Source organism: Streptomyces sp. Edi2 (genome assembly GCF_040253635.1).
GTDB lineage: Bacteria > Actinomycetota > Actinomycetes > Streptomycetales > Streptomycetaceae > Streptomyces.
Window position 1 is genome coordinate 569,415 of the sequence record NZ_JBEJGX010000003.1, and the last position, 26,346, is coordinate 595,760.

The 26,346-nt window shown below is 69.4% G+C and carries 26 protein-coding genes; 11 read left to right on the forward strand and 15 right to left on the reverse strand.

The window, feature by feature from the left end; all coding sequences use genetic code 11:
• Window positions 1-273 precede the first annotated feature (273 nt).
• The 4 genes from ABR737_RS06015 to ABR737_RS06030 all read right to left on the reverse strand — a co-directional run bounded on the left by ABR737_RS06015 (window position 274) and on the right by ABR737_RS06030 (window position 2,676).
• On the reverse strand, window positions 274-1,173 hold the full coding sequence (locus ABR737_RS06015) for a TauD/TfdA dioxygenase family protein (RefSeq protein ID WP_350249144.1): 900 nt from the start codon (window positions 1,171-1,173) through the stop codon (window positions 274-276).
• Between the two features lie 324 nt (window positions 1,174-1,497).
• Window positions 1,498-1,659, reverse strand: coding sequence for a putative leader peptide (locus ABR737_RS06020; RefSeq protein WP_350249145.1), 162 nt, complete (start codon window positions 1,657-1,659; stop codon window positions 1,498-1,500).
• A gap of 75 nt (window positions 1,660-1,734) precedes the next feature.
• Window positions 1,735-2,073 (reverse strand): SDR family oxidoreductase, encoded by a 339-nt coding sequence (locus tag ABR737_RS06025; RefSeq protein WP_350249146.1) that lies wholly within the window; start codon window positions 2,071-2,073, stop codon window positions 1,735-1,737.
• Between the two features lie 66 nt (window positions 2,074-2,139).
• On the reverse strand, window positions 2,140-2,676 hold the full coding sequence (locus ABR737_RS06030) for a hypothetical protein (protein ID WP_350249147.1): 537 nt from the start codon (window positions 2,674-2,676) through the stop codon (window positions 2,140-2,142).
• Between the two features lie 122 nt (window positions 2,677-2,798).
• Here ABR737_RS06030 and ABR737_RS06035 point away from each other — a divergent pair, with 122 nt between their 5' ends.
• The 3 genes from ABR737_RS06035 (at window position 2,799) to ABR737_RS06045 (ending at window position 4,691) form a co-directional block, all read left to right on the forward strand.
• A complete protein-coding gene (locus ABR737_RS06035) occupies window positions 2,799-3,470 on the forward strand; it encodes a hypothetical protein (protein WP_350249148.1) in 672 nt (223 codons plus the stop codon).
• Window positions 3,471-3,806: 336 nt separating this feature from the next.
• Window positions 3,807-4,043, forward strand: a complete 237-nt coding sequence (locus tag ABR737_RS06040) for a hypothetical protein (RefSeq protein ID WP_350249149.1) — start codon at window positions 3,807-3,809, stop codon at window positions 4,041-4,043.
• Window positions 4,044-4,274: 231 nt separating this feature from the next.
• Window positions 4,275-4,691: a DUF6010 family protein gene (locus ABR737_RS06045; protein ID WP_350249150.1), complete on the forward strand. Its 417-nt coding sequence runs from the start codon at window positions 4,275-4,277 to the stop codon at window positions 4,689-4,691.
• 144 nt (window positions 4,692-4,835) lie between these two features.
• On the opposite strand, the gene ABR737_RS06050 is transcribed toward ABR737_RS06045, so the two are convergent.
• Entirely contained in the window at window positions 4,836-5,162 is a 327-nt protein-coding gene (locus tag ABR737_RS06050) for a dTMP kinase (RefSeq protein ID WP_350249151.1), read from the reverse strand.
• Between the two features lie 102 nt (window positions 5,163-5,264).
• Here ABR737_RS06050 and ABR737_RS06055 point away from each other — a divergent pair, with 102 nt between their 5' ends.
• Both ABR737_RS06055 and ABR737_RS06060 read left to right on the forward strand, forming a co-directional pair.
• Window positions 5,265-6,620 (forward strand): erythromycin esterase family protein, encoded by a 1,356-nt coding sequence (locus ABR737_RS06055; protein ID WP_350249152.1) that lies wholly within the window; start codon window positions 5,265-5,267, stop codon window positions 6,618-6,620.
• A 198-nt stretch (window positions 6,621-6,818) separates the two neighbouring features.
• On the forward strand, window positions 6,819-7,544 hold the full coding sequence (locus ABR737_RS06060) for an MOSC domain-containing protein (RefSeq protein ID WP_350249153.1): 726 nt from the start codon (window positions 6,819-6,821) through the stop codon (window positions 7,542-7,544).
• Window positions 7,545-7,751: 207 nt separating this feature from the next.
• Here ABR737_RS06060 and ABR737_RS06065 read toward each other — a convergent pair whose 3' ends face one another.
• The 3 genes from ABR737_RS06065 to ABR737_RS06075 form a co-directional block, all read right to left on the reverse strand.
• Window positions 7,752-9,653: an alpha-keto acid decarboxylase family protein gene (locus tag ABR737_RS06065; protein WP_350249154.1), complete on the reverse strand. Its 1,902-nt coding sequence runs from the start codon at window positions 9,651-9,653 to the stop codon at window positions 7,752-7,754.
• Window positions 9,650-11,779 carry a flavin monoamine oxidase family protein gene (locus tag ABR737_RS06070; RefSeq protein ID WP_350249155.1) on the reverse strand — a complete coding sequence of 710 codons (2,130 nt, stop codon included), beginning with the start codon at window positions 11,777-11,779 and terminating at the stop codon, window positions 9,650-9,652. The genes ABR737_RS06065 and ABR737_RS06070 overlap by 4 nt, the downstream gene beginning before the upstream one ends.
• A 989-nt stretch (window positions 11,780-12,768) precedes the next feature.
• Window positions 12,769-13,422: a TetR/AcrR family transcriptional regulator C-terminal domain-containing protein gene (locus ABR737_RS06075; RefSeq protein WP_350249156.1), complete on the reverse strand. Its 654-nt coding sequence runs from the start codon at window positions 13,420-13,422 to the stop codon at window positions 12,769-12,771.
• An 89-nt stretch (window positions 13,423-13,511) separates the two neighbouring features.
• On the opposite strand from ABR737_RS06075, the gene ABR737_RS06080 reads away from it, so the two are divergent.
• Window positions 13,512-13,943, forward strand: a complete 432-nt coding sequence (locus tag ABR737_RS06080; RefSeq protein ID WP_350249157.1) for an ester cyclase — start codon at window positions 13,512-13,514, stop codon at window positions 13,941-13,943.
• A 77-nt stretch (window positions 13,944-14,020) separates the two neighbouring features.
• Here the strand turns inward: ABR737_RS06080 and ABR737_RS06085 are convergent, their stop codons facing one another.
• The 3 genes from ABR737_RS06085 to ABR737_RS06095 all read right to left on the reverse strand — a co-directional run bounded on the left by ABR737_RS06085 (window position 14,021) and on the right by ABR737_RS06095 (window position 17,318).
• Window positions 14,021-14,569 carry a nitrobindin family protein gene (locus ABR737_RS06085; protein ID WP_350249158.1) on the reverse strand — a complete coding sequence of 183 codons (549 nt, stop codon included), beginning with the start codon at window positions 14,567-14,569 and terminating at the stop codon, window positions 14,021-14,023.
• Window positions 14,570-15,008: 439 nt separating this feature from the next.
• Window positions 15,009-15,923 carry a GNAT family N-acetyltransferase gene (locus tag ABR737_RS06090; protein WP_350249159.1) on the reverse strand — a complete coding sequence of 305 codons (915 nt, stop codon included), beginning with the start codon at window positions 15,921-15,923 and terminating at the stop codon, window positions 15,009-15,011.
• A gap of 228 nt (window positions 15,924-16,151) precedes the next feature.
• Complete coding sequence (locus tag ABR737_RS06095) at window positions 16,152-17,318, reverse strand: serine hydrolase domain-containing protein (RefSeq protein ID WP_350249160.1); 1,167 nt, start codon at window positions 17,316-17,318, stop codon at window positions 16,152-16,154.
• A gap of 284 nt (window positions 17,319-17,602) precedes the next feature.
• Between ABR737_RS06095 and ABR737_RS06100 the strand changes: the two genes are divergently transcribed.
• Both ABR737_RS06100 and ABR737_RS06105 read left to right on the forward strand, forming a co-directional pair.
• Window positions 17,603-19,054: an MFS transporter gene (locus tag ABR737_RS06100; RefSeq protein WP_350249161.1), complete on the forward strand. Its 1,452-nt coding sequence runs from the start codon at window positions 17,603-17,605 to the stop codon at window positions 19,052-19,054.
• Between the two features lie 398 nt (window positions 19,055-19,452).
• Window positions 19,453-20,076, forward strand: a complete 624-nt coding sequence (locus ABR737_RS06105) for a DUF4142 domain-containing protein (RefSeq protein WP_350249162.1) — start codon at window positions 19,453-19,455, stop codon at window positions 20,074-20,076.
• A 104-nt stretch (window positions 20,077-20,180) separates the two neighbouring features.
• Here the strand turns inward: ABR737_RS06105 and ABR737_RS06110 are convergent, their stop codons facing one another.
• Both ABR737_RS06110 and ABR737_RS06115 read right to left on the reverse strand, forming a co-directional pair.
• The gene (locus tag ABR737_RS06110; protein WP_350249163.1) at window positions 20,181-20,705 is read right to left on the reverse strand and encodes a MarR family winged helix-turn-helix transcriptional regulator; all 525 of its coding nucleotides are present in this window, start codon (window positions 20,703-20,705) and stop codon (window positions 20,181-20,183) included.
• Between the two features lie 211 nt (window positions 20,706-20,916).
• Window positions 20,917-21,486 carry a TetR/AcrR family transcriptional regulator gene (locus ABR737_RS06115; protein ID WP_350249164.1) on the reverse strand — a complete coding sequence of 190 codons (570 nt, stop codon included), beginning with the start codon at window positions 21,484-21,486 and terminating at the stop codon, window positions 20,917-20,919.
• Window positions 21,487-21,809: 323 nt separating this feature from the next.
• On the opposite strand from ABR737_RS06115, the gene ABR737_RS06120 reads away from it, so the two are divergent.
• A complete protein-coding gene (locus ABR737_RS06120; RefSeq protein WP_350256689.1) occupies window positions 21,810-22,601 on the forward strand; it encodes an SDR family NAD(P)-dependent oxidoreductase in 792 nt (263 codons plus the stop codon).
• Between the two features lie 143 nt (window positions 22,602-22,744).
• Here ABR737_RS06120 and ABR737_RS06125 read toward each other — a convergent pair whose 3' ends face one another.
• A complete protein-coding gene (locus ABR737_RS06125; RefSeq protein WP_350249165.1) occupies window positions 22,745-24,019 on the reverse strand; it encodes a GNAT family N-acetyltransferase in 1,275 nt (424 codons plus the stop codon).
• 256 nt (window positions 24,020-24,275) lie between these two features.
• Between ABR737_RS06125 and ABR737_RS06130 the strand changes: the two genes are divergently transcribed.
• Window positions 24,276-24,806 carry a hypothetical protein gene (locus ABR737_RS06130; RefSeq protein WP_350249166.1) on the forward strand — a complete coding sequence of 177 codons (531 nt, stop codon included), beginning with the start codon at window positions 24,276-24,278 and terminating at the stop codon, window positions 24,804-24,806.
• A 33-nt stretch (window positions 24,807-24,839) separates the two neighbouring features.
• Here the strand turns inward: ABR737_RS06130 and ABR737_RS06135 are convergent, their stop codons facing one another.
• Complete coding sequence (locus ABR737_RS06135; protein ID WP_350249167.1) at window positions 24,840-25,865, reverse strand: helix-turn-helix transcriptional regulator; 1,026 nt, start codon at window positions 25,863-25,865, stop codon at window positions 24,840-24,842.
• Between the two features lie 63 nt (window positions 25,866-25,928).
• Here ABR737_RS06135 and ABR737_RS06140 point away from each other — a divergent pair, with 63 nt between their 5' ends.
• A complete protein-coding gene (locus tag ABR737_RS06140) occupies window positions 25,929-26,315 on the forward strand; it encodes a VOC family protein (protein ID WP_350249168.1) in 387 nt (128 codons plus the stop codon).
• Window positions 26,316-26,346: the final 31 nt, after the last annotated feature.

Here is a 26,346-nt window from a genome sequence, read left to right on the forward strand (position 1 = left end):
GCGTCACGGCCGCGCTATCGGCCCCGTCACAATCGCGCGTGCGGCATACGCAGCGTCGACGGGGGGCCACGCATCGCCATCGAACCGGGTGACACTCGCCACGCCTGATCACTCGGCGGATTCAGCGCCCCACACAGCGTGCTCTTGGCCGTGGCGGCGATTGCCATGTTGTCCCCGGGCCCCCCGGCCCCAGTCCCCCGGGCCCCCAGTCCCCCGGCCCCCGGGTCCTCGGCTCCCACCGCTCCTACGGCGTCCGGCGTCGTCCGCCGCCTGTCAGGCGACGGCGGGTGTGTAGTGGCCCGCGTCACCGCCTTCGAGGGCGCGGCTGGAGGTGCCGTCGATGCCCACCGGGGCGTCCCCGGCAACGGTCACCCGGTGCAGCAGGCGCGGAAGGTCTCCGTAGTCGTCGGGCGCGTAGTGCTGGGTGCTGCGGTTGTCGAAGAGGACCAGGTCACCCGGTGCCCAGGTGACCCGGACGATGTTCTCCGGGCGCGTCACATAGGACTGAAAGATGCACAGCAGGTCCCGGGACTCGGAGGGGTTCAGGCCTTCGATGGTCTGCGCGAAGCCGCCGATGAACAGGCCGCGCTCCCCCGTCTCGGGATGCACGCGGACCACGGGGTGTGCGGTGCGGTACGTGCGCGAGACGAACTGCTTGCGGTGCTGGGCCGCCTTGTCGGTCTTGGGGGCGGCGTAGTCGTAGGCGTTGGTGTGGACCGCCCACAGTTTGTCCGCGAGCTCGCGCAGCGGTTCGGGCAGATCCCGGTAGGCCCCGGCCGAGTTGGCGATCAGCGTGTTGCCGCCGTAGGGCGGGACGACGATGCTGCGCAGGGTCGAGGCCTTCGGGGGTGTCCGGACGAAGGTGACGTCGGTGTGCCAGTGGTTGGCGCGGATGCCCTCATCCCCGTCGACGGGCAGGATGTTGGGCTGCCCGTCCACGGACGGGACGGTGGGGTGGGCCGTGGTGAGTTCGCCGAAGAGGGAGGCGAAGCGCAGCTGGGCCGCGTCGTCCAGATGCTGGCCGCGGAAGACCAACGCCTTGTGTTCCAGCAGAGCCGCGTTGACCTCGGCGACGATCGCCGGTTCGAGGTCGGCGGAGAGGTCGACGCCGACGATCTCGGCGCCGATGCGTCCACCGATCCGGCGGACGTCGAAGCCTGTGCTGGTGCTCATGGGCGTATTCCTTTCAGGGGTTTCGGCGATCTGAGGAGGCAGAGACGACCCGGGCGCGAAAACGAAAGGGGAAGGGACAGAAGGGAGGGGGAGGGAAGAGAGAAAGGGAATGGCGCGTGCAGGGCAGGGGGAAACCAGTCGGCTCGTGCACCGAAACCCGGGAGAATCCAGGCGGGTATGCGGTGATAGCTACCGGGCGACGAGGAATTCCCAGGCAGGCGAGCGCACCGGGCCCTGACTCAGGGGCCGTTCAAGTGCCGCCCAGACGGCACTGAGGAGGCTGACGCCGGGCGACAGGTCGGGCAGGTCGACAGGTCGGCAGCTCTAGCTACCGGCGGCACAGATGGCGCTGGCCTGGCGTCGCAGATCGACGTGCAGGCGTGCGGTGAAGTTCTCCGGGTGACTCACACTTGGGAGGCTGGCAGCGAAATTCGGCGACGTCAATGCGGTGAGAGTCCTTGTCGCACGTTCTGATTCTCCCGCCATGCGCGCGCAGCATTTCGTTCACCATCGCAGCCGCACGCAATCCACCAGCCCCCTTGTCGTGCCGGCTGCTGACGATTACCAGGTGCCGTCGCCGCGCAGGACGGCTTCGGCACCGCCGTCGATGAAGACGACCTGGCCGGTGACGTGTGAATTCTCCGGGGAGGTCAGCCAGTCCAGCAGCGGGGAAGCCTGTTCAGGCCGGGCGTGGCCGTGCAGCCGCATCGGAACGCTCGTGTCGACGACTTGGCGTATGCCCTCATCGGCGAGCATGCCCTCCGTCATCGGCGTGACGACCGTGCCGGGGGCTATGGCATTGAGCGGAATGCCGGCGGCCGCCCAGTCGGCGGTGAGGCCGCCGGGCGGCGGGCGGCAAGCGCCGGGAAGCCGTACCCGCCCCCGTCGCTCCGCTTCCACGGGCCGCGAGGGCACCGCCGCGGGTCCCAATGAACCATGACGCCGGGCCGTCATGGCAGTACGCACTCAGGAACTCCCGGGCGGCGCGAGCCGCCATTCCCCGGAATGGCCAGGGGGGAGCGCCAGGTCGCGTCGGACGGCCGCGTAGTACCCCTCACGCGCGGCACGTTGGCGCGCGAGCAGGTCCGACCATGCTTCCGGGCTATGAGTCCGGTCTCGCAGGAAGCCTTCCATCTCCATCACCACGACGACCCATGTGCGGGCTTTCTCCACCACGTGCGGGGTGCCAAGCATCAACAGCGCTTCCCCGGCCGGATCCCGGGCATCAGTGGCATCGGCCAGATGAGACGCCGCCTCCTCGGGTGACAGCGGATGGGGATGAGGGTCATTGCCGAGATGGGCCGCAAGCCGGTACGTCAGGGTGACACTCTTCTTCAGCGCCCTGGCGAAGTCGGCGTAGGTCGTCAGGCGGCGGTCCTCCCAACGGGCCGCCTGCTCGCGACGGAAGCGGGCTTGATCGCCGCGCATGCTCGCCAAGTACGACCCCAGGGCGCCGATCACCACGCCGATCAAGGCGGGGAGCTGTTGTATGAACGCCGACATGGCCACACGGTATATCGCGCGCACAGGCCCGACTTGACGTTGCTTCATTTCGTCAGTCACCGGCAGCCGAAGAGTTGCCACGACGCCCCCCATACGCGTGCCCTCATGGCAGAGTGACCCGCATGCCCCTTTCCTTACGTCGACGACGAAGACACTTCGCCGCCGCGCTCCTCCTGAGCGCCGCGATACCCCTCACCGCCTGCGGCCAGCAGCGCATCGCGGCGGGCGCGCCCGGGGCATCGCCCCGGGCGTCCACTGATGCATCCACCGATGCGTCCTCCAGTACAGGCCCCTCCGCGCCCGCTGCCACCCCATCCGCTGCCGGCCCACCCGGTGCCACGCCCTCCGGCGCCACCCCCTACGTGGAGCCCGGAGCGCACGACGGAGCCCCGCACTACAACGAGAACAACGCCGGCCGCCAACCCCGCGACATGTCTCCCGCCAGTGAGCGGGACGCCCAACGGGAAGCCCACCGCATCGACCCCGTCCTCAAACGCCTGTGGACGCAGAGAAAGTGGGACCCCGAGACCGTTCGTTCGGCGATGCTCGCGCTCGGCTACAAAGAACAACGAACCGGCCCCACAGGCAAGCGACTGGGCCCATACGTCGAGGTGCGCGGGATGGAACGCCGCTTCGAAACCGACCACTACGTGACCCCCGAAGGCGCCCAGGTCGGCCTCTACGTCCACAAGGACGCCTGCGTCACCGCATTCGTGCAGAAGACCAACTACCAGGTGCAGGTCAACGGGCCTTACATGGAAAGCGGCTGCTTCGCGCCACCCTTCGCCCACTGACAAGCAGCGACCTCGACCGGCAACCGGCAACCGCAACCGGCAACCGGCAACCGCAGGCTGACCTGGGACAGGCGCAGACGCCGACACCTCCCCTCAGAAGGGACGGAGCCCCGCCGACGCCCTGCTCCTGATCATGCGCCGACGCCCTCGGCGGAATCGTCGCAGCACACGCCTGCCGTCATCTCCGAGCCGGGGCTCGCTCCACCCCACAGGCCCGACAGCGGCTGGCTCGCGCACCCCTCCCGCATATCAGGGGATTTTTCCTCTTGTCCCGAATTGGGTGGTTGCGTGTATTGTCCTCAGAGGCAGTTCCCGCACGCGATGGAACTGGGAGACATGATGAAGAAGATCATCGCGATAGCGTTCGTCACTGCACTTTTCGGTGCCGGAGGCGCCGGGATCGCCTCCGCGGCCACCGCGTCGCCGGGGCCCCCTCCCCCGGGTCATGACACCGTCACCACGACCTTCCACTGCCCCGCCCCGCACGGCACCTTCACGATCACCGCTGATCCCTGGGTGATGGGCCAGTACGAGTGGTATTACGGTGGGCACGGCTGCAGGTACACCCCGTAGTCGCCGGCTTCCTTCGCGGTCACACTCACTCCCGCGTCACGCCCGCGCCCCCGCCTCGCCCCCTTCCCTCGTCACGCCCATTCCCTCGCCGTGCCCATGTCTTCGGTGCGCCCCCCATTCCCTCGCCCTCTCCTCACGCGCCCACCTGCCGCCGGCCAACCGGTTCGCCATGCCCCTGCCACGGTCGGGCGAGCGTGGCCAGCGCTACCGCGGAGAGGAGGACAAAGCCCAGTGCAGTACCTCGCGCTGATCGGCATCGGCGTCCTCTACGCGCTGTCGATGAGCCTCATCCGCGAACCGCATCGGCGCCGCTTCAACGCCATCATGGTTGCCGGAGCGGGCGCCGCCTATCTCAGCGGCGGGGGCCTGGGCGGCTGGGAGTTCGCGTTCACCGCACTGGTCACCTACGTCGCCTACCGCGGCCTGGACTCGTGGACCTTCATGGGCATCGGCTGGCTGCTGCACACCGCGTGGGACGTCGTTCACCACCTCAAGGGCAGCCCCCTCATCCCCTTCGCACACGACTCGTCGCTGGGCTGCGCGATCTGCGATCCGGTCATCGCGCTGTGGTGCCTGCGAGGAGGCCCGTCGCTGCGCGCTGTCTTCCGCAGTGAGCAGCCTGCTCCACTCCAGGACCGGACTACCTGACACGCCCCTGGCGCTTTTCACGCCGGGTACGAAGGGGGTGCCCCCGCCATACCGTTCGGTTCGCCCTCATCCATCCGGTTCACAGCCGGCTCCAGCACTCACCGCACCATCTACGCACCGGCCGGCGAAGACACCGCTCACCATCTACGCACCAGCCGACGAAGACACCGCCTCCGGCAGGGCACGCCGAATCTCTGCGCGCAGCGACTCCTGCACCTCGTGGAACGTACCGTTGCCGTCGACCACGACGAAGTCCTCGAATTCCGGGAGGGAGCGGTAGGCCTTCCGGAAATCGACGAGGAATTCCAGGGTCTCCTCATCGATACCGCGCAACCTGATTCTTTCCTGTGCCACCTCTGGGGCGACGTCCAGGAAGAGGATCAGGTCAGGCTGTGGAAGGACCCGGTTGAGCCGCCGCAGGAACTCCTCGTTGCCCGCCTTCTGCAGGCGGACTGCGGCGTACTGGCACACGGTGTACCGATCGGCGAGTGCCGGCTCGGTGGAGCTAACCCCACCACCGACCAGGGGGTGGAGCGGATGGTCACCGTCCGTACCTGCAGGAAGGCTTGGGGCATGAGACAACGCACACACAGGTCAGCTCTCGCCGCCTTGCTCCTTTCGCTCGGTACGGTGGTCGCTGCCGCTCCCCCGTCCACCGCGCAGTCGCCGGTGCCCGCCCTGGAGCGCGAGGCGCGCCCGCTGCGCACCACCGACCCCCGGGGGAACCTGGACGATCTGCGTCCGGTCGGCCGCATGGTGAAGGACGCCCGGGTGGTGGGCCTGGGCGAAGCCACCCATAGTTCCCATGAATTCTTCGCCATGAAGCACCGGGTCTTCCGTTACCTCGTCGAGGAGAAGGGCTTTCGCAGCTTCGCCCTGGAGGGAAGCTGGAGCACCGGACTACGGCTCAACGACTATGTGCTGCACGGCAAGAGTGATCCACGGCGGATCATGCGCGAGGAATTCCAGAGCAACTACTCCTGGTGGAACAACTCCGAGTACCTGAACCTGCTGCAATGGATGCGGAGTTACAACCGTCTGCATCCGCACGATCCGGTGCAGTTCATGGGCGATGACTTCGGGTACGCCGGTCGGGAGCTCTACGACAAGGTGACCGCCTATGTGGCCAAGGCCAACCCGTCGCTGCTGCCGCGCTTTGCCGAGCTCTATCGCGGCTTGCGGCCCACGACCAGCGTGGAAGCCCACCTGAGCGCTTATCAGAAGCTGCCGCTGGCCGACCGGAAGGAGATCGCCCACCGAACCGGGCGCGCGCTGGACCTGCTCAAGCGGCAGCGGCCCGGCACGGGAACCGACGGGGAGGCGCAGGCCTGGGCCGTACAGCACGCCACCGCCATCGACCAGACGGCCAGGGGGTACGCCTTTGACTTCGACGACCCGCGACAGAGCGCGGCGGCCATGCGCTACCGCGATGCGGTCATGGCGGACAACGTGGCCTGGTGGCAGCAGCACACCGGAGACAAGGTCATGCTGTCGGCCCATGATGCGCATGTGGCCCTGCAGAGCCCTGACCCGGAGCACTACCCCAAGATGCAAGGCAGCTTTCTGCGGGACAAGTTGGGCACCCGCTATGTGAGCATCAGCACGACCTTCGACCGGGGGTCGTTCCATGCCACCGGAGACGACGGAAAGGTGCGGACCTACACCGTGGGTCCCGCGAAACCCGGCAGTAATGAATACACCCTCGACCGGGTACGCCACCGCGACTACATCCTGGACCTGCGAACCGCCCCTCCCGCGGCCCGCGCCTGGCTGGCCACGGCCCGCCCCACCAAGAGCATCGGCACGGCCTATCCCGGTCCCGGCGTGGAGTATCCGATCGCTCTCGCGCGGTCGCACGACATCCTCGTCCATCTGCACCAGGTCGGTGCCGCCCGGCTGCTGGGCGCCCCGTCATCCGGCGGAAGGTGAGCCTCCGGAATCCGCTGCGGTGAACCGGGCGGGGGCGGTCACCAGATCGCACCAAGTCGCTCAGGTCGGTGAACGGGGTGACAAGCGGCCACCGGTGACACGGTGAGAAGGCTACGGGCAGATAGCCGGTCCGCCGCCGGTCCGCTTCCGGGTTGAAATCGGTGGAGGGGCAGAGGCGGGATGGCTAGCCTCCGGATCATGCAGCTGCTGACTGTGAACCTGGGCCGCCCCAGGGCCGTGGAGTATGCCACCGCCCCGAACGGCACCACCGGGATCTTCAAGGAGCCCACCGACGCTCCCGTCCGGGTGACGGATCCCGGCACCCCCGGCCAAGGAGCCAGCGGCAGCGGTCTCGCCGGTGACGCGGTCTGTGACCTGCGTCGTCACGGCGGCAGCGACCAGGCGGTGTACGCCTTCGCCCGGGAGGACTTGGACTTCTGGGAGCGCGAGCTGGGACGGCCGCTTTCCAATGGCGCCTTCGGGGAGAACCTCACCACGTCCGGCTTGGACGTCAACGGCGCAAAGGTCGGCGAGCGCTGGCGAATCGGTCCCGATCTGGTGCTGGAGGCCACCACGGGACGGATTTCCTGCCTCACCTTTCAGGGCCGGCTCGGCGAACAAGGCTGGGTCAGGCGCTTTACCCGGCACGCAGCCACCGGGGCCTATCTGCGGGTGATCGCTCCCGGCGAGATCCGCGCAGGCGATCCCATCGAGATCGTGCACCGACCGGATCACCGGGTGACGTGCGCCATGGCCCTCCGGGCCGTCACCTTCGAGCGGGACCTGCTGCCCGAGATCCTCGCCGCGGGCGAGGCCCTGCATTCCGAGGCGCGGCGAGTGGCGCAGGAGTATGTCGCCGCGGTCGAAGAGCGTGAGCGGAACAGGAAGGGAGCGGAGCGGGTCGTGAACGGAGCGGGCCCGTAAGGGCAAGGGCCCTGTACAGGTATGGGGCCGGCTCGCCGAAGGTGTCCGTGAAAGTGTCGGCGAACCGGCCCCGGAACCGCTCAGTCAGGCCCGGACAGCCCGCTCATGGTGTGCCGGTGCGCCTTAGCGGAGCAGACGGTCGCGCCGCCCCTCTGCCCCGGCCCGGCCCGCTCCGGCTCGCTCCGGTCCACCGTTCGGCGGCTCCGGTCATCGTGCGGCCCCTTCCCCCGCTACGCCACCGGGCGGCGGACAGTTCTCGGCGATCTTGTACTTGAGGGCCTTGGGGTAGTCGTGCCGCCCGAGCTGCACCCGTACGACGACCGGCCCCTGGTTGACCGTGTCGGTGGGCTCGGCGAGGCGCTGGAGCAGGGCGGCGAGTTCGTCGTGCGTGCGGACGGTGAAGCCGTTCATCGGGTGCTTGGCGGAGCCGAAGACCTCCGCAAGCTTCTCGTACCGCCAGGGGTGCAGTTCGTTGTAGAACTCGGCGCCGTCGGAGGGCGCGCCGTCGGAGGGCGGTGTCCCTTCCTTGTAGTAGCAGGGCTCGACGAGCATCTGCTCGATGCCGTAGAAGCCTTCGTTGTCCAGGACGAACACCACCGGGCGCAGACCCTGCCGTACGTGGGTGGACATCTCCTGGCATGTCTCCTGGAAGGAGCCGTCGCCGACGAAGACCAGCGGGCGCTTGTCCGCAGGGCGCCGGCCGAGCGCCACACCGGTGGCCGCGCCGACCGAGTAGCCGATGGACAGCCAGCTGTTCTGCGCGACGTACGAGGCACGCTCCGCCATCCGCAGATTCATCGAGCCGATCAGCGCGAACGCGGCGTCGCACACCACCGTGAATGGGTTGGTGCGCTCGCCCCTGGACTCGCTGGTCTGCGCTTCGAGGAAGGCGTTGAGGTGCCGGAAGAGGCTGTCGTACGTCACGTTCTGCGGGTACGGGCCGCCGGTCTGGGAGTCCAGGTAGGCGGCGGTGCTGCCGGGGACGTCCAGGCCCTCGTCATGCGCGCGGGTGAAGTAGTCCGCCTCGAAGGCACCGCTCCCGAACTCGGCGACCAGGCGTTCCCGTAGCGCGGGAAGGAACCCGGCGAGCTGCACATCGGGGAAGTACGAAGCGCCGACGTGCACTCCGTCGTGGGCGGCGACCGTCCAGTCGTCGCCGATCGACCGTGCACCGCCGAGGTTCTTCGAGGTCGCCCATGTGCCCAGTCCGATGCGGCAGCCCGCGCTGTTGAAGACCTCGGCCACCTCCGGGCTGCTGGCTTTGCCGTTGTAGACGCCGGAGAAGCCCGGGGTGTACTCGGAGACCACGGACTTGGCGCCGATGGTGGTGCAGAACGGGATGCGGGTATCGCGCACCAGCTTCTCGAACTCGTCGGAGAGCCGGAAGCGGTCGATCTCCTCACCGGCCCACAGAATCGGGTTGCCGTGCTGCCGCACCAGATCCATGCACGCCGTGACCGCCTCGTCGAGCATGCGCTGGTTCTTGGCGGTGACGGGCCGTTCCCGCCGGGTCAGCCGGCCCCGGGGTGCGGGGCACTGCGCCTCCCAGACGTCATCCATGACCTCCAGATAGACCGGCCGGCGGTGGGAGAGGCACGCGGTGATCGCGCTGTCGATCTGGGTGGGGGCCAGGCCCGGGTTGGAGATCGCCTGGGCGTCCACCGTCACCTGGCGGTAGACCTCCAGGTTGCTCTCGGGGCGCTGGGACATGTGCGAGGTGAGCAGGCCGATCGCCCGCTGGTTGAGCCACTGCTCGTAGGACGGCGCGGCGTTGATGGCGATCAGCGGCACGTATTCGGCGAAGCCGCCGCCGATCGCATTGAGCAGGTTGAACGCGCCCACGCTGTAGGTGACCGCGACCGCGCCGATGCCCTGCTCGCCGAGTTCGATCTGTGCGTCGGCGGACTTCACCCGCGCATACCCGTCGGCGGCCTGGCCCGCGCCGCCCTCGGTCGGGGTGCCCACCCAACGCACCGTGGTCTTCTCGTGCAGGGTCGACAGGAACGGGCCCAGATGGTCGCCCGGAACGCCGAACAGATGAGTGATGCCGAGCTGTTCCAGCCTGATGGCCAGGTACTCGGCGACGGTGCAGGTCGGTGAGGTGGTCATGACGTCACCACGTCCTCTCGCGACGGGGCCGGTTGAGTGGCGCCTGCCCGGCGCTCTCGGGGTGCCGCGGTCGGCGCGGCAGTGGCGCTCTCGTACGCCGTGGGGGACTCGTGGACCGTGAGGGCGGCGCGTACGGCCGTCTCCACCGCGCCCTCGATCCAGGCGTGTTTGAGCGAGACATGCTCACCGGCGAAGTGCACAGGCCCCTCGGCCCGGACCGCGTCGAGGTGGAAGCTGGTCATCTGATGCGGGGTGTAGACGGCCGCCTCACCACAGGCGTACGGGTCGCGCAGCCAGCTCTGGGTCTGGCCGGCACCGGTGTAGAAGACCTCGATCCGGCGGCCGTGCACCGACTGGAGGTTGAGCAGGGCGTAGCTGTAGCGCTCGGCATCGTCGAAGGAGTCCCAGCGGGCCGCGTCGTCCGACCAGGAGTAGGCGGCGAGTACCACGCCGCCCCTGCTGCCCGGGACGGGGTGCGAGGGGTAATACATGAAGCGGTTGGGGTTGTCGGTGGTGGAACCGCCACCGACGGCGTGGGTGGCGGGCCGCACGCCGCCGCGCAGCGTGGAGTTGCGGTAGTACTCCACCTGCTCCTGGCTGATGTGCTTCTCGTCGACACTCGGATGGGCGCCGAGCAGGCCGGTGGGCAGATTCCGCACGCTCTGCGGCACGGACACCGCGGCCTCGGCCTCGTCCTCGCCCCACTGCTGGTAGTACTCGTACAGGCCGGGCGCGATGGCGTCCAGCTCCCGCTTCCAGTCCGCCTCGGTGAACTCCCACCAGCGGCAGGAGAATTCCAGGAGCACCTTGGTGGCCTGGTCGTAGTGCGTCTCGATGACGGCGCGGCGCTTCTTGTAGGAGAACGGCGGGGTCACGGTGGTGAACCGCAGGCTGGAGAAGGGGATGGTGACGATCGCCAGGTCGCCGGTCCAGGTCTGCGGCTCTCCGTACGGATCGCCCTCGGGCACGGTCTGGATGGCGACGGCGGGGCCGCCCGGCCCGGTGAGCCCGCCCTGATGGCCGTCACGGCCCGGATCGTAGTACTCCAGCCTGACCATCCGCCGGCCCATCGCGATCTGGTCCCGCAGATTCTCGGCGAGTGCTTCCGGAAGCTGCCGGCTGCCGCCCTCGATCTCCCAGTACGTGGCGGCGGGGTCGATGTCGCTGCGGCCCAGGAAGCTGTGGAAGAACGCGAGGTGCAGGCGCGAGGTCATGTTCTCGACCGTGCCGATCGCCTCGATGGCCTCGTCGCTGAACCCGGCGTACTCGCGCAGGAAACGGCCCATCGAGTAGCCGTCGAAGTCCCGAATGACCGCGGCCCAGCCGTCCAGCCACTCCTGGAAGGGCTTGTTGACCCGGGTTCCGTCGCTCTGCAGCACGGAGTAGTAGTCGCGCACCGGCTCCAGTGCCTGGTGGACCATCTCGGCGACGGACAGCCGCGATTCGCAGCCGGTGAGGTGGAAGCCCTCGTTGATCGCGGACGGGTCCTTGGCGTACTGGGCGCGCCGTACCTGCGTGCGGTTGGTGCGGATCCAGGTGTTGTTGCGCTTGTCCGGGGCCCGGAACTCGGGGCTCGGAGCGCCGTTCGTCCAGACCTTGTCGTCCTTGAACGACTTGTAGATCACGGGTGGTAGCGGGGCGCTCTGGTTGCCGGTCGCCGGATCGATGTCGACGTTGAAGAACAGCCTCCGCTTCAGGCCGAGTTTGTCGATCAGCGCCAGGGTCAGCGGATGGAAGCTGGGCAGGCGCATCGCGCCGGCCTCCGCGTACTGCGCGGGGTCGGTGAAGGGCGGCTGCTCGCCCTTCTTGGCGTGGAAGGTCTTGATCCGGCCACCGACCCGGTTGGCATTGGCCTCCAGGATCGTCACCTCGTGCCCGGCGCGGGTCAGCAGATCACCGGCGACCAGCCCGGCGATGCCTGCTCCCACGATCAGGATGCGCTTGGGGACGACGGCCGGCTCCAGCCCGTTGTCGATCAGTACGTCGAGGTAGCGCAGCTTGAGGTCTTCATTGGCCGGCTCGGGGCCGACGAGCAGAAGTTCGCGGGCGAGCTGCTGATAGGTCTTCTCGGTGGCGCGCTCGGCTCCGGTGTGCTCACGGGAGAGGCCATGGCGGGTGTCGTTCATGACCGTTCCTCGATGGTGGTCACTTTTCTCCTTCGCTGGAACTCCGGGTGCATCGGAGCATCACGGGGCTTCGCGTAAGGGCGAATCCGGCTCCTGACACGCGGACTTGGAAAGGGACGTGGAAAGGGAACAAGGGCACGCCAAAGGCAACCGGCGCACGGCTGGTGGCGGCTTCTGGCGCCAGCCCAGCACCGAATGAACCACCTCGCAGAAGCACGAACGTCAAACGGAGCACCGGATCACTCGAAACGGCGAGTCCGACTCGGATTCGGTGTAAGACGCCGCGCAGGGGCCGAGTCGGAGAGGCGAAGGGCCCCGCCGCTTGTCGGATCCCGTGCCCTCAGCGAGCGCACGCAGAGGGAGAGAGGGGACAGCGAAGGAGCCGCCCGGCGGTCATCGCTGCAGGTCAGGCGCCTGTCGTGGTCAGACTGCAGGCCGGTGCTAGCGCCGGCACGCACGCCGTACGGTCGGGTAGGGAGGGCTCCCTCCGGGTGCTCGATTCGATGCGGAGGATTTTGTTCCGGCGTGGGTGCGCGGTCCGAGGGGGGCCGGTGAGACCGGGGAGACAGACCGGGTGAGCAGTGCGGTTGACGAGGGGCCCAGGCGCGGGCCCGGTCTCGGGCTCCGGGCAGACTCGGTGCGGACTCCGTGAGCGGACTCCCGTGGATGCGGGTGTCGGCTTGCTCAGGTCCGGCCCCGGTGGCGGCCCCGGTTCCAGATCCGACCCCGGGTCCGTGGCGGGCCAGTGGGGGCCGGCAGCAAAGGAACTTAACCCTTTCGCCTGGCAGCTACCCGGCTCGGACACCGGCGTTACGGTCGATGGGCAGCGACGCGGGTGGACCACGCCGTTCATGCGGTGTCGGCGAACTCCCTTACCCGCGTCCAGCCACAGCTTGCCGACTCCAACCGCCGCATACTGCCGCAGAGCCCCGAGAAGGGAAGCTCCGAAGCCGCGGGGACGGTATCCGGGTCCGCCGGCCACATGCCGCCTACTTCTGCGTCGTCCCGGCGATGGCGCCCCGGAGGCCGGTCAGTAGGGCGTCCAGTGCGAGGTCGAAGCGGGCCTGGTGGTCGGACGGCGTGCCGAGCCCGCCTGCGACTGCTTCGGACAGGGTGGGGAACGCGGTGAGGTCGAGGGCATCGTCGGTGGGCTGTTCGGGGTGCCCGGGGGTGTCAGCCGCTTCGGCAAGGCAGTGACCGATCACCAGCGTGGTGACGGAGTTGACGATCCGCATGGCCTCGACAGGGGCGATCCCGGCCCGCCCGAGCGCTGCCGCCGTGTCCTCAACTGCCTGCAGAGCCACGGGAGATCGGACGGGGCGCGTGGCGACCAGCGCGATCACTCCGGTATGCCGGAGCAGTTCAGCCCGGAAGGCGACGGCAAACTCCTTCAGGCGCAGCGCCCATTCCTCTGCCGGACCGTCGAAGGAGGGGCGCACGGCGGAGACCACCAGCTCGACCAGGCCGTCAAGCAGGGCGGCCTTGTTGGGCAGGTAGTGGTAGAGGGTCATTGCCTCGACGCCGAGCTCGGCGCCCAGGCGGCGCATGGACAGCTTCTCGACGCCGTCCCGGTCGGCGGCTTCCAGAGCCGCGCGCAGCACCTTGTCGCGAGTGAGCCCCACCCGCTTACCGGTCGTTCCCATGTACTCGGCAGCTCCGATTGACTTTCTTACACCGTAAGGCAAGAGTAGCACCCGGCCGAAACCTTACGCCGTAAGAAACGGGTGGGAACATGTGCGTCGCCAACGAGAACAAACAGCTCGTCACGGACTTCTTCACCGCACTCAACCAAGCCCGCACAACCGACCTGGGCGACTACCTGGCGGCGGACGTGGTGGACCACAACAAGGTCATCCACGGTGAACCGGATGAGCCCGGCGCAGCCTTCGCCGCCATCGCCACCCAGCTCTCGGCGCTGGCGCCCTACCACGCACGGGTCGACGAACTGATCGCCGAGGGCGACAAGGTCGTCGCCCGGATCACCCAGAGCGGCGTCAGCTCCGGGGTGCATCCCCGGATGCCGGTGCCGACCGGCCGCAGCTTCGAGAACGAGGCGATCTTCGTCTTCACCGTCACCGCCGGCCGGATCAGCGAGATCCGTGGTGTCTCCGACCGGCTCGGTCTCTTCCTGCAGCTGGGGTGGGACTGGCCGACCGCCGATTGACCGACCGGCAGTCGATGCAGGGGCACGCAAGAGCCTGCATGCGCCCGCGGCGACGGCGTGATGACGGGACTCTGCCCTCAGAGTCCGCCCCGGCGCCGAAGCTGCGCGGAGAGGTGGTGTTGCAGCGGGCGGCCGACCGCCGCGAGGTCGTGGACGAAGGTGAGGGTGTCGGCGTCGGTGAGGGTGTAGCGGCGGCGGGTGGCGGTGACCTCCTTGGCAGTGGGGGCGAGAGCCACCTCGTGGGTGGAGAGGTCGACCGTGCCGTCTGCTGCGGCGCCGACCGAGATCTCCGCGATGCCGGTGGGCTGGGTGATCAATGCCTCCACCCGCCCCTCCGGCTGCAGCCGCCACCAGCCGCTCTCCCTGGCCGACGGGCGCAGCGGGGTGCCGTCCGCGTCGAGCAGCCAGGCGCGTGCCTCGTAGTGGAGGAAGGGACGCCCGTCATGGCTGAAGGTGACCTCCTGCGCGTAGGTGAACTCCTCGTCGAGCGTCGGGTACCCACCGCGGCCCCGACCGGCCCAGGTACCCAGGAGGCCGAGCACCGGCGCGAGCAGGGCGTGTGGCGCAGGTGCTTCGTCCGGTCGAAGCGCGTCGGGATACGGGTGCTTCTGGGCGTGGTCGAACATGAGGGGTGCTCCTGGGCCGAGGCTGTCGAGGCTGGTGACGGGGGCAGCCTAGGGCCTGTGCGGCCGATCATGTGACGGGCTCGGGGTGGGTCGCTGGATCGGGCATGGGGCGGGGAGACCGTGTCGGCGGAGCGCCGCGCCGCATCTGACGAGTGACGAGTAGTTCCGCCCGGTTGAAGCCGTCTTCCCCCAAGGCAGGGCCGGCTGCAGGGCGGGCGTTGGGACGGCCACCGCAGGGGGATCAACGGGATGCTCTTCCGGAAGCGGATGGGTCTCGCGTGGCCGGATCTGCTCCTGCGTTTCGGGCCGTTCCGTGCTGTTCCGTGCCGTGCCCTGCCGCGCCCTGCCGTGCCCTGCCGTGGAAGACCGTGTACGAGCACGGGCACCGTCCCCGCCATCCGCCTCTCTTGCTCCGGCCGTGGTCCGCTGGGGCCCTCCTCTAGGCACGCAGGTCTTTGCGGAAGACCGTGGAGCTGTGCCGGACCGTCATGCCCACTCGTAGATACAGGTCGATCGCGCCGGTGTCCGAGTGTGTCCACAGGGTGCAGGAGCGCCGGCCCGCCTGGTGGAAGGCGCGGAACGTGTGGCGTAGCAGAAGCCGGGCGATGCCACGGCCACGGTGGCCGTGGCGGACGGCGACCTGTTCGATGTAGCCCTCGCCCGTACCGGATACGTCCAACGCCAGAACAGCGCCCACCAGTTGGCCGTCAGCGAGTGCCAGAGTCGACTGGGCCGGAGCGAAGGCGGCTCGCTCGATGGTGTGGGTGGCCCACTCCTCGTACGCCTGCCGCCGCTCCTGCCACTCGTCGAACGCGTCCTGGACGAGCACGTGCGCGGCGGGGCCGTCTCCGACGTGGAAGGGCCGCACCGCCACGCCCGTCGGTGGTTCAGGCACCGAGGGCTCGACGGGCATGGCGAACTCCAGCAGCCAGGCCGTCACCAGTGGCTCGTAACCGCGCGAGCGCAACAGCGCGACGGCTCGGGTGTCCGCGTCCGGCACGGTCTGCACGATGCCGTCCACGCCGGCCTGCCGCGCCCGTGCCTGCGCCCAGTCGAGAAGCGCGGCACCCAGGCCCCGGCCCCGGTGCTCCGGATGCACGTCGACCTCGGAGCGGCGGTCCACCCAGGCCCGGGCAGCCAGACGCCCGTCCCGGTCGTGGACAAGCACGGTGTCCGACTCCGGCACCAGACCTGGCCGCGCAAGATCGGCGGCGACGGCCCCGGCGTCGCTCTGCACGCGCCCGTAGGCCTCCCGTTCGCAGGCCGTGACCAGGGCCCGGATCGCCGGGCTGTCGTGGGCGCCCGCGGGACGCGAGCGGTAGCCGGGCGGCAGCGACGGGACAATTGAGGGCATCAACGGATGCTAAGGGCTGCCCCGTACGCCGGTCGCCCGGTCCAGGTGTATTGGCCTGATCCGCCGGCCAGGCGCTCGGGGCCCCCTCCCGGCTCATGCGTCAGGCGGTCGCGGACGCGTGGAGCGTCTTCCTCGGGTGGTCGCGGACGCGTAGAGCGTCTTCCTCAGGCAGTCGCGGCCTCGTAAAGCGCCTTCGTCAGGCAGTCGCAGCCTCGTAGAGCGCCTTCGTCAGGCAGTCGCAGCCTCGTAAAGCGCCTTCGTCAAGCGGGCGTTCTCCGGTGCCGCGCCGCCCGGGAAGGCGAAGCGGCGGCGGGTGTAGCCGTAGGCGAGACCCGGGCGCGCGTCGCCGAATGCGAGCGAGCCGGCCGCGCCGCTGTGCCCGAAGGCGTGCGCGCCGAGCGCCGGGAAGACCACGCTGACCGCCTCGAAGTCCAGGGCGAACGTGTTCGGATTGTGGGTGACCAGGTCGGTGCCGGCCGAGTGGATGCGGGAGAACTCGGCAACGGTCTCCGGCTTGAGCAGCGCGCCCAGGCCGTTGAACCCGCCGATGGTCGCGGCGTACATCCCGGCGATGCCTCGGGCATTGCCCACTCCGCCCACCGAGGCGGGGCTCTTCGCCAGCGACGCATCGGAGTTGACGAACCCAATCATGTCGAAGGACGGGTCCGCACTGGCGTTGAAGGCGATGGCGGCCGGCTGCAGCGGCCACTCGCCTTGGCGGCCACTCGCGTTGGCGGTCAGCTCGGCACGCTGCTCGGGGGTCGGCAGCATCGGCAGCACATCGCGGTGGCGGGCCCGCTCGGACTCGGGCAGTCCCAGGAAGAAGTCGAGAGCATACGGCGCGCGGACCCGCTCCTCGTAGATCTCCTGAAGGGAACGGCCGGTGGTCCGCCGTACCACCTCACCGGTGAGCGCGCCGATCGCCAGGGCGTGATAACCGTGGCCGACCCCCGGCTGCCAGAACGGCCGTTGTCCGGCGAGCCGTTCGGCGATGATCCGGTCGTCGGCAAGCTCCTCCGGGGTGAAGCCGTCGTCCGCGCCGATGACGCCGGAACGGTGCGCCATCAGCTCGCGCAGCGTCAGCGAGCCCTTGCCCTCGGCGGCGAACTCCGGCCAGTAGTCGGCAACCTTGCGGTCCAGCTCCAGGACCCCGTCCTGAACGAGCAGCGCGACCACCAGGTGAGCGGCACCCTTGGTGGTGGAGAAGACACCGGTCAGGCTGTCCCCACTGACGTCCCCCGCCCATAGGTCCACGACCAGCGTCCCGTCCTTGTACGCGGCGAGCTGGGCGCCCGGGTCGTTCTCCTCCCCTGCGAGGAATGCGGCGAACTCCTCGCGCACGCCGTTGTATCCCTTGGCGACAGTGCCGTGGACCGTGGTGGCCGCGGTCGTCATTCCCGCGGGCGTGGCACATGGCACACCGCAGGCCGCAGGCCGCAGGCCGCGCGTGGCGCCTGGCAGTCGGCACCCGGCACCCGGCACCCGGCACCCGGCACGAAGGAATGTTCCGGCCGGGCCCCGGTGGCGAGCCGGCGACCGGGCCCGCTCGGCCGCCCATGCCCCGGCCGGAAGCCGTCCGCGTCAGCTCGTATCCCGCATCCCGCATCCCGCACGATGCGCCCTGCGCGCCTTACGGTTCATCTCGGGCAATCCCCCGCAGACGGGATGGAGTGGTCGACATGATGTGCGCGGCGGGAGCCGACGGCGGCGGGTCCGTACCTGTTCCTGAGCGGGCCCCGGAGTCCGGGCGGCGGTCCTTGGCGCCGCTGCTGGCGGTGTGCGCCGGGTATTTCATGGTGATCCTGGACGTGACGATCATCAACGTCGCCGTGCCGGTGGTGGGCCGGGAGCTGTCGGCCTCGCTCACCGGCATCCAGTGGATCACCGACGGGTACACCCTGGTCTTCGCCGGGTTTCTGCTGACCGGCGGGGCGCTGGGCGACCGGCTGGGCAACCGTCGGGTCTTCTGCACGGGCGTGGTCGTGTTCACCGCATCCTCGGCCGCGTGCGCACTCGCGCCGAACGCCCCGTTCCTGGTCGCCGCCCGGCTGGTGGAAGGGCTCGGCGCGGCGCTGATCGTGCCCGGTTCCCTGGCGCTGCTCCAGCAGTCCTACCCGGCAGCCGCCGCGCGCTCACGGGCCTTCGGACTATGGGGTTCGATGGCGGGGATCGCGGCCTCCGCCGGGCCGTTGCTGGGCGGACTGCTGGTCTCCACTGCGGGCTGGCGATGGGTGTTCCTGATCAATCTGCCCGTTGGTCTGGCCTGCCTGGTACTGACGCTGCGACAGGTGGCGGCCTCACCCCGGCGCGCCGACCGGGCCCTGGACTGGCCCGCTCAGTGCCTGGTCGTGGCGGCAGTGGCACTGCTGACGGCCGCCCTCAACGAGGCCGGGCGTCGCGGCTGGTCCGATCCGGCCGTTCTCGCGGGGCTGGGCCTGTCCGTCGCGGCGGTCGCGGCACTGATGACACGCGAGCGGCTGGCCCGGTCTCCCGCCCTGCCGCCGCGCCTGCTGCGGTCCCGTGCGATGAGCGGCGGAGCCCTGATCGGCCTGCTGTTCAACTTCGGCTTCTACGGCATGGTGTTCACCGCCAGCCTGGACTTCCAGCACCAGCGCGGCTTCAGCGCCCTCGGCACCGGCGCGGCCCTCTTCCCGGCCGTCGCGATGACCATGTTCGCCTCCGTCCTGTCCGGGCGGCTGACCCGCACCACCGGCGACCGCCCGCTGGTGGCCTGCGGCATGCTCCTGGCGGCCCTGGGGCTGGCGGGCTGGGCCGCGGCCGGAGCCGCCCCGGCCTACCCGCTGCTGGTGCTCCCGATGATGGCCGCGGGCTTCGGCACTTCCTTCGCCCTCACCGGCTCGACGTCCACCGTGATGGGCGCCGCACCTGAGGCGTACTCGGGTACCGCGTCCGCGTTCTTCAATACCACGCGCCAGGTCGGCAGCGCCACCGGCGTGGCTCTCGGCGGCACCTTGCTCGCCACCGCCGCCGACTACGACGCGGGAACACGCCTGAGCATGGTCATCGGCGCACTCGCCTACCTGACGGCGGCAGGCCTCGCGTGGCGGTGCGTACCGGCGGGGCCCGGAAGGTCTCAGGGCAGCACACGGCATGGCGGGAGACGTCGGTAGTAGTCGGAAGTCGGCGTTGGCATCGGCAGGCGGCAGGCGGCAGGCGATGGCACTGCGGGCCGGCCGGCGTACGTCGTGAGTGCGGGCCGCACCGATTCGGCATCCTGCCGGCGGCATGCGGATGGCGAGCGACGGGCGCCGAGCGGTGAGTGCCGAACGGCGAACGGTGAACGGTGAACGGCGAGAAGGGGGCGGGATCTTATCCGATGGGTATCGAGCGTCAACCGCTTTTGCGCATCATCGCTGAATCGATTCCTTTGCCCCATGCAAAGATTAGCGTGGCTCATGCCCCAGCGGTCCGCTGCGCCACAGCGCCCGTAAGCGAATTGTCGCGCACTCCAGGAGGCATGATGAAGTCTCATGCTCGAAATCCCCGGCAGCCATCCAGCCGTGGCCGGGTGATCACCATTACCGTCGCTCTCATAGCGGTCGTCGCCACCGTATCCGTGTGGCTCGCCCAGCAAAACAGCTCCGCCGGCGAATCGGTCTCCGCCCACCTCCCGGCGGCAGAGGCGGGCCCAGCAGACTCTCAGCCGGGTAACACAGGGGAGGTGACGGCGCTGGACAAGACGTTCCTCACCAAGGTCCGGCAGGCCGGGCTGTGGGAGATGCCGGCCGGACGGCTCGCGCAGACACATGCCTCGAGCGAAGCCATCAAACGCGCCGGGATGCATCTGCTCGAAGGGCACAGCAAACTCGATCAGCTGGCCCGTGAGGACTCCGATGCGCTGAACGTGCCGATCCCCGACCAGGCCACGCCCGAACAGCAGGGCTGGCTCAATCAGCTGAAGAACGCCAAAGGCCGCGCCTTCGACCAGCTCTTCGTGGACCTGCTGCGGGCCTCCCACGGCAAGATCTTCATCACCATCGGCGAGGTCCGGGCAGCCACCAAGAACACTCTGATACGGCGGCTGGCAACCCAGACCAACAACACCGTCCAGGACCACATGGACGTCTTGGAAGACACCGGTCTGGTCAAGGACTCCACCCTCGATGACGTCGCCTCGACCATTCCCAAATGAGCATGACGCCAGGAGGAGCCGGCCCATGGCGATGACATGTGCCTCCCCTGCGCCTGGGAAGCCCGGCATCGGCACGTCCGGCCCTGGCTCCGGCTTCAGCGGCCTCAGCCACCACGCTGCGCCGAGGCGTCGGTCCAGCCCAGGGGATGCAGCTCCAGATCATGCGCGGGCGGCTCACCACCCGCCTCGTTGAGAGCGGTCAACGCCTTGATGAGAGCGGTCCGCTCGCCTGGGGCCAGCCGTTCGACGATCTCGCTGATCTCGGCGCGGCGTCGGCCGGTGACATCCTCAACGGTGCGACGCCCTTCCTCCGTGAGCGTCAGCAGGGTCTCGCGGCGGTTGCCGGGGTTGATCTGCCGGTCTGCCAGGCCCGCCGTGATGAGCCGGTCCACCATGCGCATCGCGGTCGACGGGGCAACCTGGAGCAGTTCGGCGAGGACGACCAGCTTGGTGGCTCCGCGCGTGGAGAGAACCATCAGCATCCGGAACTGCGGCAGCGTCACCCGCTCCTCGACCGCCGCAAGCGAACGCGCGGACACCGCGACCAGCAGTCTCGACGCCGTGAGGACCGCACGGGTCACCGCTTCCACATCATCCACGTCCCTCGCAGGGACTTCGCGCTCGGCCATCCCCCCTTTCTATCGCCCTTCGCGCGCCGCCCACTCACTCGGACGCCGTTGATGCCCCACTTTGTTGGCAATGGCCGCAGCCTGCGGGGGAGTTGGCGACCGGGTCGCTCGGCTCGGCGATCGCGTTCGGCGCCGGCCCTGCGCTGTCCTTACGTTGGCCCTGCCGCGGTCCGGACGCGGATTGGTGCCGGAATCTGCGCCCCGCAACCGCTCATGTCGTCCGTGCCGGAACTCCCGCGAGCAGGAGCAGTGCATCGACAAGGTCGTCGGTACTGGTGCCCGTGGCCAGGCGGCGGAGTTGCAGGCCGACGATGAGGGCGACGGTGGGGCCGGCGAGGCGCTCGGCGTCGGGGGTGCCGATCGCGCCCAGAAGAGAGGCCGCCAAACGGTCGTAGGCCGCGAAGCACTCCTGCGCGGCAGCGCGGAGCTGGGGGTCACGGCCGGCCTGGATGTAGAGCTCGAAGGGTGCGATGTGTTCGCTGTCGAAGGCGGTGTCGGCGGCGACCTGGCCGATCAGGGTGGCGGCCTGCTCCGGGGTGGTCGGGCCCGCGCAGTAGCGTGTGGCCAGGTCGGTGAAGCGGCGGGTCTCCTGGTCGACGAAGGAGCGCAAGCTCTCGCGCAGCAGGTCGTGCTGGGTCGCGAAGTGGTAGGTGATCGAGCCGAGTGAGACGCCGGCCTCCTTGGCGATGCGGCGGTTGGTGACCGCAGCGATCCCGTCGTCGCCGATGATCCGTAGCGTGGCCGCAATGATGCGTGCGCGGGCCTGGGAGGTGTTCGGCATGCCGCCATCGTCCCATGACCGGTCAGGACACCATCCACCGCTGGTGCCGGTCAGTCTCGTTGGCGGATGGGGTGGGAAGGTGGGCAGCGGGGACCGGTCGGCGGCGGGTCGGATGACCGGCCCGGTGGCGCGGCCCAGTCCCGGCCGCGGCTCCCCCGCTACCGCGAAGGCGCATATCCGCTAGCCGGTTTTCGCTAGCCGGTTGGCGTTCATCCAGCTTCCGCTACCCACTGCCCACTGCCTGCCGCCTGCCGCCAGGCCTCGCGGATCCCTCCGCCCTCCGTTACTGTTCGTTCGAACGAACAGTAACGGAGGACGACTTGCTGAACATCAAGGGCTCGACCGTTCTACTGACCGGCGCCAGCGGCGGAATCGGCAATGCGCTGGCCCGGGCGCTCGCGGCCAGAGGTGCCCACCTGGTGGTCACCGGCCGGCGCGCCGATGCGCTCAAGCAACTCGAAACGTCCTTGGGTGCCCGGCCCCTGGTCGCGGATCTGAGCGACCGTGAGGCGGTCGAAGATCTCGCCGAACGGGCCGGGCCCGTCGACATCTTGGTTGCCAACGCCGCCCTGCCCTCCAGCGGCCCGCTGCTCGACTACACATCCCGCCAGATCGACCGGTCGCTGGATGTGAACCTGCGCGCGCCGCTCCTGCTGTCCCGGCTCCTGGCACCGCGCATGGTGGCCGCCGGCCGCGGCCACCTGGTCATGATCGGCTCGATCTCGGGCCGGACGTCCTCCCCCTCCGCCTCGCTCTACAGCGCCGCGAAGTTCGGTCTGCGCGGCTTTGCCCACTCCTTGCGCCAGGATCTGCACGGTACGGGGGTGGGCGTGTCGCTCGTACAACCCGGCTTCGTCCGTGATGCGGGGATGTTCGCCGACACCGGGGCCACGCCACCCGCCGGTATACGTACCGTCAGCCCCGAACAGGTCGCGGCCAGCGCCCTCAGGGCGATCGAACGCAACCGTGCCGAGGTCAATGTGGCACCCCTCGAACTCCGCCTGGGCAGCGCCATCGGCGGACTCTTCCCCACCCTGGCCGCTGCCGCCCAGCGCGGGGCTTCGCCCGCCTCCCTCGTCCAGCAGATCGCCCAGGCCCAGCGCCACCAACGCTGAGCGCCACGGCCGGCCTGTCGCTTCCGGGTACTCCCAGGTGCTCCCAGGTGCTTCCGGATGTTGCCGGGTGCACCCGGGAGCGGCCTGCGCTGCCCTCGATGTATGGCTGAGAGGACAGCACTCGGCACTCGACACCCCGGCACTCAGTAGAGCGGGAACGCCCAGCCCCCGGGGTAGAAAGGCTGCCGACTGCCGCGGAAGGCGAGGTCGGCGAGGGCCAGCGCGCCCGGCCGCACTTCCTGGACCAGGCCCGCGGCCGCAAGCGATGCCAGCGTCGTACCCCCGAGGAAGGCCGCACCCAGCTCGGTTACGCCCATCCGCAGATCCGCGGAGGCCTTCGTACGCTCGCAGGTCACCCCATGCTCATCGGTCTGCAGGCGGTAGCGGCCGGTGTTCCACGGGCAGAATGCGTCGTCGAGGTCCAGGACCAGGTCCAGTGATGCCGCATACCGGCGTCCCGTCAGCGCCCGGTCCACATCGACCAGCCGCACCCACAGCCGGTCCACCACGGCCGAGCGTGCCGCACGCGGATCCGTCAGCACATGCTGGAGCGGTTCGTCCACCGCACCTTCGTATTCGATCCACGGCACCAGGTCGATCCCCACCAGATAGCGCCACAGTGCGGCATACGCCTGCCGTGACACAGCCGCCAGCTCAAGGACCTGCACCGCGCTGCTGTCGTTGCCTACGGCATCGCGCGAGCTCTTGTGCCGGTACAGGGCGTATCCGGTGAACTGGCCGTCTGGCTCCTGATGTACGGCGAAGCGCAGCGCGGTCGCGCCCCCGCGCGAGTGCGGCTCGTCGAACAGACGGACCTCCCAGTGAGGGGCACCCCTGTCGGGCCAGCCGACCGAGCTGCTCCGGACCCGATCGTAGATCTCCTGCACAAGAGGACGAGCCTGAGCGCGGTCCATCAACCGAACCATCCCCTGGCCGAAGTCCGTCCCGGGACGGAAGGACATGCCGCGCTTGTCGCACCGCAGCTGGTTCCCCTGCGTGGCGGGCCCGTAGCCGAAGCGGCCGTATACCGCGGACTCGGCGGGACGCAGCACGGCGACGGGCTCTGCGCCGTGCTCGTGCAGATCGGTCAGCTGCCGCCGCATCATCGAGGTGAGGATCCCGCGGCGCCGGTGAGTGGGGGTCACACCGACCGTGGCGACCCCCGCCACCGGCATGACGGCCCCGGGAACCGTCAGCAGCCGACTGTAGAGAGACGCGCCACCCACGGGGGTGTCCCCGTCGAATACGGCGATGGTGCGCTGCAATGCGGTTGCCGCACGCTGGTGGGCGATCTCCTCATCGGACCGGTCGACGCCATAGGTATCGGCGATCATTCTGGCCCAGTCGGAGAACTCGTCCTCGGTGACCGCACGGAGCGTATAAGGATCGGTCGTCGGGCCGGACGCCGGGTCGGACATTAAGTCGGACGCCGGGTCGGACATTGAGTCAGATATCAGGTCGGGTATCGGATCAGTCATCGCGCCTGTCTAGCGGACACCGAGCTGCGGCGCGATCAGTTCGGGGCCTTCCCTGCCGGCACCTGCTCTTGGGTCGGGCGGGCTCCCGCGGGCCGTGCCTGTGGCCCCTGCTCTCGGGGCCCACCCCATGGGGCCCTGACGACCGGCGCCCGGACCGCCGGTGAGTGACGGCGGGAGCGTCACGTAGGGTCATGGCATGGACTTGACCGGGAAGGTCTGGGGCGCCACCACTACGGAGCTGGAAGCGCGCTATCCCTGTGATTCTCTGGTGGCGGTGCCTGCCGAGGGGTGGGTCCGGGCCGTGGACGTGGCGGCGCCGCCCGGCCTCGTCTTCCGTTGGCTGCGGCAGTTGACCCTCGCGCCGTACAGCTATGACTGGATCGACTTCCGCGGACAGAAGAGTCCGCGCACGCTGGTCCAGGGACTGCCGGAACTGGCCCTGGGCCAGCCCTTCCTCGTGTTCGAGATCGCGGGCTTCGAGACCGGGACCCACATCACCGGCGTGCTGCCGGCCCGGCTCGCCGAACGGCACGGCCAGATGGCGGTGAGCTACACCCTGACCCCGCTCGGAGAGGGCTGCCGCCTGGTGGTGAAGGTCGCTGCCGAGGCCGAGGGGTCACTCGCCCGCAGACTGCGCCGCAGGCTTCTGGCCTGGGGTGATCTCGTGATGATGCGCAAACAGCTGCTGACGCTCAAGAAACTGGCCGAACGCGATGCCGGTGTCTGAGGGATAGGCAACGCCTCTTCGAGCGGGGCGCTTTCAGTGGTGCGTTGTTCTGTTCTCCTGGCTCGGTGCTCGTTCTCGTGCCACCTCGCTATCCAGGTTGGGACCGCCGTTCGCGTTGTGCTCGAAGAGTTCCTGGATACGACGGAGCAGGGCTTGCCGTACCGCGTCCGGCGACAGGACGTGCAGCGGTGTGGCCAGGCTGATGAGGTATCCGGCGAGGCCTTCTGCGTCTGGACCGCCGATGTCGACGATCGTGGCGTCGGGGCCTTCGGGACGGTGGGTACCCACGGACGACGGGATCAGCCTCAGAGCCTGGTTCATGGGCATCGGGAGGCGGATCGTCGCTTGGAGCGGGTAAGGGCCGGTCGCGACGGAGCGGGAGACGAGCAGCGCCGGGTCCGGTGGGTCGATGAACTCCACCGGCCGCCCGGTTGGCTGTAGTCGGTCGACTCTGTCGGCCCGGAAGGTCCGCCACCGGTCCCGTGTGACGTCCCGGGCGACGAAGTACCACCGGCGTTCGGTGTGGACGAGGCGGTAGGGGTCGACGTCCCGGACCGTGGCTTTCCCTGCCCAGTCGCGGTACGACAGTCGGGCACGCTCGCCCCGGCGGCATGCGGCCGCCAGTTCCAGCAGCATGCCGGCCGAGATCTGCGGCTCGTCGGGCCTGGGCGTGTGGACGAAGGTGGCGTCCATCTCGCCCAGCCGGTCCGCGATCCGCCGTGGCAGAACCTGACGGAGTTTCAGCAGGGCCGACAGCGCGGCCTGGTCGCCGCCGAGGGTGCCACTGAGCGCGGCCTCGCGCATCCCGACGGCCACGGCAAGTGCCTCTTCGTCATCGAGGATCAGCGGGGGAACCCTCGCTCCGGCCCGGAGGCGATAGCCGCCCCAGGGGCCGGGGTCGGACTCGACGGCGTAGCCGAGTTCCCTGAGTTTGGCGATGTCCCGCCGCACCGTGCGTTCGGCCACCGCCATCCGGCCGGCCAGTTCGCCGCAGGTCCACGACGGCCGGGAGGCCAACAAGGAGACCAATCGCAGCAGGCGGGCGGATGTGCTGATCACGTTCTGGAGTGTTCCACATGACCAGGACAGAAGGTGTCCTGGTCCCGCCATAGCGTTTGCTCCATGAGTACGGCACATACCTCCGCGCCCGCATTCCGCTATTCGGCCGTCACCTTCGACTGTCCGGACCCCGCCGAGCTGGCCCGCTTCTACGGCGAGGCTCTTGGCCTGCCCCTCGTCTTCTCCACTGACCACTTCGCCCTGCTCGGCCAGGAGGGTGGGGCCGGACTGGGGTTCAACCGGCTTTCCGACTACCGCCGTCCCACCTGGCCGGACCCTTCCCAGGAAAAGCAGGCCCACATCGAGCTGGGCGTCGATGACCTGGACGCCGCCCAGGCCCGGTTGCTCGCCCTGGGGGCCGTCGAGCCCGCCTTCCAGCCGGACCCCGACCGATGGCGAGTCCTGCTGGATCCCGCAGGCCACCCGTTCTGCATCTCCACGCTGGTCTGAGCGCGACCTGCACACCCACGGCTACGGCTAC